The sequence below is a fragment of the Pseudosporangium ferrugineum genome, from assembly GCF_003002065.1.
GTDB classification, from domain to species: Bacteria; Actinomycetota; Actinomycetes; order Mycobacteriales; family Micromonosporaceae; genus Actinoplanes; species Actinoplanes ferrugineus_A.
The window spans coordinates 1-7,124 of record NZ_PVZG01000056.1; the positions used below are offsets into that span (position 1 = coordinate 1).

A 7,124-nucleotide genomic window follows, 5' to 3' on the forward strand; every position below is an offset into this window, starting at 1 on the left:
CAGCGACACGTGGCGATCCCGCACCCACCGTGAGTGGACAAAACGGTCAAGCCGAAACGGTCAGACAGGGAGCAAAAACCTCTGACGGATCGAGGACAATGTGATCGCCAACCTGATAGCCGCCGCGATCATCTACCTCTGCGGCGCGGCGGCCGGGCTGTTCGAGCCGTCGCCCGCGCTGATCGGCACGGCGACAACCGTGCTGGCGCTGACCGTATGCGCGTTGTTTCTTCTGCTCAGCCGTTTCGTCCGCGGTTCCCGCCGGGCCGTTTCGGGCGGCATCGGCGGCATCGCCCTGGGAATCGCGATGATCTCCGCCGCGGCGTTCCAGGCGCGCGGAGACCTCGCCGGTCGCATTCTCATCATCGTCACCGGCGCGGCGGCGGGGCTGGCCGGCGCCGGCATGATCCTCACCCGGCGGGCGGCGGACCTCCCGGACCCGCCCCGGACGACGGACCAAGCGCGGACGGCGGACCCGCCCCGGACGACGGACCAAGCGCGAACGACGGACCGAGCGCAGGCCGCTGGGGTTTCCGAATGACCGCGCCCGCCGGGCTGCGCGAACGACCGCGCTCCGGCAGACTGCCCGGATGACGCGCGGACGGGACCGGCATGTCGCCCTCGTGACCGGCGCGAACCACGGGATCGGCGCCGCCACCGCGAGGGCGCTGGCGGCGGCGGGCTCGGCCGTGGTGTGCGCGTACTGGCAGATCGACGATCCGGTGGACCCCGCGGTGCCGGACGCGTACCGGGAGAACCGGGCCGGGTCCGCGGACCGGGTGGTGGAGGCGATCCGGGCCGCCGGCGGGGAGGCGGTCGCGAGCGCGGAGGATCTCACCGACCCGGAGGCGCCCCGGCGGCTCTTCGACCTGGCCGAGCAGGCGTTCGGGCCGGTCGACATCCTGATCAACAACGCCACCGGGTGGGTGCAGGACACCTTCAGCCCGTACCCGACCGACAAGCACGGCCGGACGATGCAGCCGGTCACGGCAGCCACCTGGCACCGGCAGTTCGCCGTGGACGCCCTGGCCCCGGCCCTGCTCATCGCCGAGCTCGCCCGGCGCCACACCGCCCGCGGCGCGACCTGGGGCCGGATCGTCGGGCTCACCTCGGGCGCCGAGCTGGGCTTCCCGGAGGAGGTCTCGTACGGGGCGGCGAAGGCGGCCCAGACCAACTACACGATGTCCGCCGCGGTGGAGCTGGCACCGCTGGGCATCACGGCGAACGTGGTCCATCCGCCGGTGACGGACACCGGATGGGTGACCGACTCGGTGCGGTCGTTCGTCGCGGGAAGCGCGTCGCTCGTGCACGTGGCCACGCCGGACGAGGTCGCCGACGTGATCGCGTACCTGGCGTCGGAGGCGTCCGGGCTGATCACCGGCAACGTCATCACGCTGCGCTGATCGGCCCGGAGGCCGCTGCCGGCCTCCGGGCCCGCCGGTCAGCCGATCGTGCGGCAGTCCATCGCCGCGCCCTTGGGCACGAGGAACTTGGCGAACTTGGTGTTGCCCTCGCCCTTGTCCGTCGGGAAGACGCTGAAGTACGCGACGCTGCCCGCCGGCATCTTCGCCGGCCGGATCACCAGATCGATCTGCGACCCGTCCTTCGTGACCGCGCGCTCGGTCCCGAACACCTGCTTGGCCTCCGGCAGCTGCTCCTTGCGGGGGCTGCAGTAGACGCCGTCCTTCACCACCGCCGCGATGCCCGCACCGTCCAGCGCCTTCTCGAGCGCCGCCGGGTTCAGCAGCTTCCGGTAGTCGAGGGTGAGCTTCACCGAACCGTCCGTCTGGTTCACGAGCTTGAACGCCACCGGCTCCGGGTTGCCGGCGGCCTGCGTCGCGGTGCCGGACGGGCCCGGCGCCGAGTCGCCGAACGCCATCGGCGCCGCCAGGGCCAGCGCCCCGACCGCCGCCAGCGCGCCGCCGGCCACCATCGCCCGGTTGCGCCGCCGGGCGCGGCCCCGCCGCTCGATCGCCTCCACCGGACGGTCCATCCGCACGTCGGACAAAGCCCTCTTCACCACGGCCAACACCTCATCGTCATCCATCATCGGGATTCCTAACTCACCGCCGGCGCGAACTGCGCCCGCAGACTGGCAGTGGCACGAGAAAGATGGACCGCCACGGTACGCGGCGAGATGCCCAGCACCTCGGCGACCGCTTCGGTGTCGAGGTCACAACAGACCCGCAGCACGAACGCCTCACGCTGCCGCCGCGGCAACTGCCGCACCGCCGCCAGCACCGCGTCCTCCACGCCGGGGCTCGGTTCGCCGCCGGGCTGGGGCTGGTCGTGGTCGTCCAGGGCGACCTCGCGACGGCGCCGCCGCCACCACGACACCCGGACGTTCAGGGCGGTGCGCACCACCCACGCCACGGGGGCCGGATGCCGGCTCACCTTCTGCCAGGACGCCCAGGCCCGCGCGAACGCCTCCGCGACCAGGTCTTCCGCCAGCCCACGGTCGCCCGTCGCGGCCAGGACCGCCCGCAGGCAGTCGTCACGCGAGCGCTCGTAGAAGTCCGCGAAGTCCTTCCGATCTCGTTCCACACCTGGCTTACGCACCAGCGGCCCGATCCATTTACCCCGACCGCGGAAAACTTCAGCGGCGGTGGCCGCAGAGCTGATGCAGCATCGTGAGCGCGGCGGCGGACGGCGAGCCCGGGTCGGCGGTGACGGTGATCAGGGACTGGTGCGGGACCTGGGGAACGCTGAGCGTCTGCTGGGTCACCGTGAGGTCGCCGACGAGCGGGTGGGTCAGGTCGTAGACGTCGCGGCCGCAGGGCCGGACGGTGTGCTCGGCCCACATGGTGGCGAACTCGGCGCTCTCGATGGCCAGCTCGCCGACGAGCGTCGCCAGGCCCGCGTCGCCCGGGTTGCGGGCGGTCATGACGCGCAGGTTGCCGACCACGGCCCGGGCCTTGGTGTCCCAGTTGCGGTAGAGGCCGCGGATGTGCGCGTCGAGGAAGACCAGCCGGGACATGTTCGGCCGGGTCCCGGGGGCGTCCGGCGCGGCGAAGTCGAGGTGGCCGGCGAGCAGGGCGTGGCCGGCGAGGTTCCAGGCGAGGACGTCGTTGCGGCGGCCCACGACGAGGGCGGGCACGTCGTTCATCGCGGCCAGCAGCGTACGCAGGCCCTCGTCGGCCCGCTCGTCGGGAGGGGTGGACGGGCGTACCCGGTGGGGCACGGTGGCCGACAGCACGTGCAGGTGTTCGCGTTCGGCGGCGCTCAGCTGCAGGGCGCCCGCTATCGCGTCGAGGACCTCGGCCGAGGCGTGGAGCGACTGGCCCTGTTCGAGGCGGGTGTAGTAGCCCGCGCTGACCCCGGCGAGCAGGGCGAGCTCCTCGCGGCGCAGGCCGGGCACCCGCCGGCGGTCGCCGTAGCGCGGCAGCCCGACGTCGTCGGGGCTGAGCCGGGCACGCCTGGCCTGCAGAAACTCGCCGAGCGGCGATCTGGCCTCCATCCGGCAAGTATGCGCGGGCGCCGCCGCCGCTGCCTGTACCTGTCAGGGGTAGGCAGGACCGGGGCTGGTTGGCGCGTGCCGGAGATCCCAGGATCGTCGGCATGACAGGTGTGCACACGATCCAGCTGGGCGACGTCACCGTCACCCGGGTCTGGGAGTACTACGGCTCGGTCGAGATGACGCCCGACGTCTTCTTCACCGGCAACCCCGAGCAGGTCTGGGCCGACAACGCGGGCTGGCTGCAGCCGACGTTCCTCGACCCGGCCACCGGGATCGTCAACTCGGCGATCCAGACGTGGGTGCTCCGCAGCGCCGGCCGGACGATCCTCGTCGACACCGGCGTCGGCAACCACAAGGAGCGCCCGTACGCGCAGGTCTGGGCCCACCACGACACCACCTTCCTGGACAACCTGGCCCGGGCGGGCGTACGGCCGGAGGAGGTCGACGTCGTCGTCAACACGCACCTGCACATCGACCACGTCGGCTGGAACACCCGGCTGGACGGCCGCACCTGGGTCCCGACCTTCCCGAACGCCACGTACGTGATGCCGAAGGCCGACTTCGACTTCTGGAACCCGGAGAACAACAACCCGACCGTGTTCGGCCGGGGCAACCAGAACGTCTTCGAGGACAGCGTCGTACCCGTGCACCGGGCCGGGCAGACGCTGCTCTGGGAGGACACTCATCGCCTCGACGAGAACCTCGTCCTGACGGCGGCGCCGGGGCACACGCCCGGTTCCAGCGTCCTGACGCTCACCTCGGGCACCGACCGGGCACTGTTCGTCGGCGACCTGATGCACAGCCCCGTACAGGTGCTCGAGCCGGAGGCCAACAGCTGCTTCTGCGAGGACCCGGCCATGGCCGTCGCCACCCGCCGCCGGCTGCTGGGCTGGGCCGCCGACCACAACGCGATCGTCGTACCGGCCCACTTCCCCGGCGGTGGCGCCCTCGAGGTCACCCGGGACGCGGACCGGTTCGCCATCAAGGATTGGGCGCCGTTCGGATGACCGTCGTCAGCACGGCCCAGGGCGCGGTCCGCGGCACCTCGGCCTTCTTCGACATTCCGTACGCGGCACCGCCCACCGGCGCCGCCAGGTTCGCCGCGCCCGCGCCGCACCGGCCGTGGGACGGCGTCCGCGACGCCACCGCCTTCGGCCCCAACGCGCCGCAGTCCGAACGCAAACTCGGCGACGTCGACATGTCCGGGTACTTCGGCGACGGCTGGCACCCGGGCGAGGACTACCTGACCGTCAACGTCTGGACGCCCGGCACCGGGGGTTCCGGCGCGCCGGTCATGGTCTTCGTCCACGGCGGCGGCTTCGTCGCGGGCTCCAACCGCGCCGCCTACTACGACGGGTCGGCCTTCGCCCGCGACGGCGTCGTCCTGGTCACGGTCAACTACCGGCTCGGGATCGCGGGCTTCCTGGACCTGCCGGGCGCGCCCGCCAACCGGGGCCTGCTCGACGTGGTGGCCGCCCTGCGCTGGGTGCGGGAGAACATCGCGGCATTCGGCGGGGATCCGGAGAACGTCACCCTGTTCGGCCAGTCGGCCGGCGCCACCATCGTCGGCGGCATCCTCGCCACCCCGGAGGCGACCGGCCTCTTCCGGCGGGCGATCGTCCAGAGCGGAAGCGGCCTCGGCGCGTTCAGCCCGGAGCAGGCCGCCCGTGTCACCCGGGCGGCGGCGGGCATCCTGGGCGTCGAGGCGACCGCCGAGGCGTTCGCCGGGCTGACCGACGAGCAGCTCGTCGAGGCGGCCTCGAAGCTGCCGGGGCTCGACCTGCGCACGGCGACCCACACCGATCCCCTGCTCGGACTGAGCCCGTTCAGCCTGGTCCTGGACGTCCAGCCGGCCGACGCGGTCACCGCCGGGGCCGGCCTGCTCATCGGGGCCAACACCGAGGAGGGCAACCTCTATCTGATCCCGGTCGGCAGATACGACGGTACGACGAGCGCCGACGTGGACGCCGTGGCGGGCCTCGCCCATCCGGATCCGGAACGGCTCGTCACGGCGTACCGGAAGAACCGGCCCGGCGCGACCGACGCGGAGCTCCGGTCGGCCATCCTGGGTGACGCCCTGTTCGGGGCCGGAACCTGGGCCCTGACCGAGGCGCACGCCCGGCACTCCCCGACGTGGGCCTACGAGTTCGCCCGCCGCGATCCCCGCCTCGGCGCCACCCACACGATCGAGCTTCCGTACGTGTTCGGCAGCTCGGACGTGCACGACGCCTGGGTCCGCTTCGCCCGCACCGGCGATCCCGGCTGGGAACCGTTCGAGGCGAACCACCGCACGACAATGCACATAGGTACGGCGTGGAAGCAGCTCCACGACCCCCGCGGACCCGAACGAGTCGCGTGGTCCTGACCGCGCCGTTCCTCGCGGTGTTCGACTTCTTCGCGATGAGCACGGCCGGGCTCGGCGCCCCGGCCCTGGCCGTGTTCTCCACCGCGTACGCCGCGACCCTGATGACCGGCGGCGTCCTCGGCGACCGCTTCGGCATCCGCCGCGTCTTCACCCTGGCCGCGGCAGGCTACCTCCTGGCGTGCGCGATCTGCGCGTGCGCACCGGTCCCGGCCGTCCTCCTCGGCGGCCGAGCCCTGCAGGGCCTCGCAGCCGCCGCGCTGGTCCCGCAGGCCTTCGCCCTGACGGCGGGCGGCGGCGCCTACACCCGCCTGACGGCAACCCTCGGCGCCGCGAGCGTCACCGGCCAACTGCTCGCCCTGGCGCTCCCGTGGCGAGCACTCTTCGCCGTCCAGATCCTGGTGGCGGCCACGGCACTACCGAGCGCCCGCCACCTCCCCGCCACGCGCCACCCCGGCACCCGGATCAACCCGCTGACGGTCCTGCTCCCACTGGCGCTGCTGCTCCCCCTCACCCGCACAAGCCCCCTGTCCCTGCTGCCGGCGGCGGTTGCGGTGCCGCTCTGGCTCACGTACCGCCGCCGATCCCCACCGGTCTTCGCCGGCCCCCGAGCAATCCTGGCAGCCTCGGCCACCGGCGCCCTGTACGCCGGCCAGGCCGCCCTCCTCCTGGTCACCGGCCACCAACTCGTAGCGATCGGCTACGGCGCAACCTTCGCCGCCGTCTCCCTGCTCCGCCGCCCGGCGGTCCAACTCACGGTCGCCGCCCCAGCGCTGGCCCTGCTCGCATACGCCGGCACCCCCGGCCTCCCCCTCCTGCTCGGAGGCGCCGCAATGGGCATCCTGCTCCCCCTCCTGACGGCCAAAGCCCTCAACGGCGCCGTACCCGGCGCCGCCTCCGGCCGCCTGGCCACAATCCAACAACTGGCCGCAGCAGCCGCAATCTGGCTAACGCCCACTTCCGCCTAGCCCCAACCGACCCGCGCTCAGAAACAAAGGTCGAGATGGTGACCAGCAACCAGCAGGCGAAACGCACCGACAGGCGTCAGTTCAGCCACCGCAATGCGGGGCGTCCGAGGGCTCGGCCCCGAAGCAAAAGACGTGCGGCTCCGGTCCGCGCTTCCCGCGGACAAGCGCATCCGACTCACGTGGGCGCGGCAGCTTCGAACCTGCGACCCCTCGCTTGTAAATCCTGTGCGACGCGTCCGGCGGGGAGTGTCAAGTTAACGGCTGATCTTGGTTGTTGAGGTGGTCAGTTGTCGGCCGGAGTGAGCCGGCCTTCAAAGGCGATCTGGAAGGCGTTCAG

General features: G+C 72.5%; 8 protein-coding genes. 5 read left to right on the forward strand and 3 right to left on the reverse strand.

What is annotated here, in order from left to right; genetic code table 11:
* Positions 1 to 100: 100 nt before the first annotated feature.
* Both CLV70_RS38355 and CLV70_RS38360 read left to right on the forward strand, forming a co-directional pair.
* A complete protein-coding gene (locus tag CLV70_RS38355) occupies positions 101 to 541 on the forward strand; it encodes a hypothetical protein (protein WP_106131525.1) in 441 nt (146 codons plus the stop codon).
* A gap of 49 nt (positions 542 to 590) precedes the next feature.
* Positions 591 to 1,403 (forward strand): SDR family NAD(P)-dependent oxidoreductase, encoded by an 813-nt coding sequence (locus tag CLV70_RS38360; protein ID WP_106131526.1) that lies wholly within the window; start codon positions 591 to 593, stop codon positions 1,401 to 1,403.
* Positions 1,404 to 1,441: 38 nt separating this feature from the next.
* On the opposite strand, the gene CLV70_RS38365 is transcribed toward CLV70_RS38360, so the two are convergent.
* From CLV70_RS38365 to CLV70_RS38375, 3 genes are read right to left on the reverse strand one after another with little or no spacing between them, the layout of a single operon-like run.
* Complete coding sequence (locus tag CLV70_RS38365; protein ID WP_146164351.1) at positions 1,442 to 2,050, reverse strand: hypothetical protein; 609 nt, start codon at positions 2,048 to 2,050, stop codon at positions 1,442 to 1,444.
* An 8-nt stretch (positions 2,051 to 2,058) separates the two neighbouring features.
* On the reverse strand, positions 2,059 to 2,544 hold the full coding sequence (locus CLV70_RS38370; RefSeq protein ID WP_245908809.1) for a sigma-70 family RNA polymerase sigma factor: 486 nt from the start codon (positions 2,542 to 2,544) through the stop codon (positions 2,059 to 2,061).
* 52 nt (positions 2,545 to 2,596) lie between these two features.
* Positions 2,597 to 3,457 (reverse strand): helix-turn-helix domain-containing protein, encoded by an 861-nt coding sequence (locus tag CLV70_RS38375; protein ID WP_106131529.1) that lies wholly within the window; start codon positions 3,455 to 3,457, stop codon positions 2,597 to 2,599.
* A gap of 101 nt (positions 3,458 to 3,558) precedes the next feature.
* Between CLV70_RS38375 and CLV70_RS38380 the strand changes: the two genes are divergently transcribed.
* From CLV70_RS38380 to CLV70_RS38390, 3 genes are read left to right on the forward strand one after another with little or no spacing between them, the layout of a single operon-like run.
* Positions 3,559 to 4,464 carry an MBL fold metallo-hydrolase gene (locus CLV70_RS38380; protein ID WP_245908810.1) on the forward strand — a complete coding sequence of 302 codons (906 nt, stop codon included), beginning with the start codon at positions 3,559 to 3,561 and terminating at the stop codon, positions 4,462 to 4,464.
* A complete protein-coding gene (locus CLV70_RS38385; protein WP_106131531.1) occupies positions 4,461 to 5,822 on the forward strand; it encodes a carboxylesterase/lipase family protein in 1,362 nt (453 codons plus the stop codon). The genes CLV70_RS38380 and CLV70_RS38385 overlap by 4 nt, the downstream gene beginning before the upstream one ends.
* Positions 5,813 to 6,787 carry an MFS transporter gene (locus CLV70_RS38390; protein WP_106131532.1) on the forward strand — a complete coding sequence of 325 codons (975 nt, stop codon included), beginning with the start codon at positions 5,813 to 5,815 and terminating at the stop codon, positions 6,785 to 6,787. Before CLV70_RS38385 ends, CLV70_RS38390 begins: the two co-directional genes overlap by 10 nt.
* Positions 6,788 to 7,124: the final 337 nt, after the last annotated feature.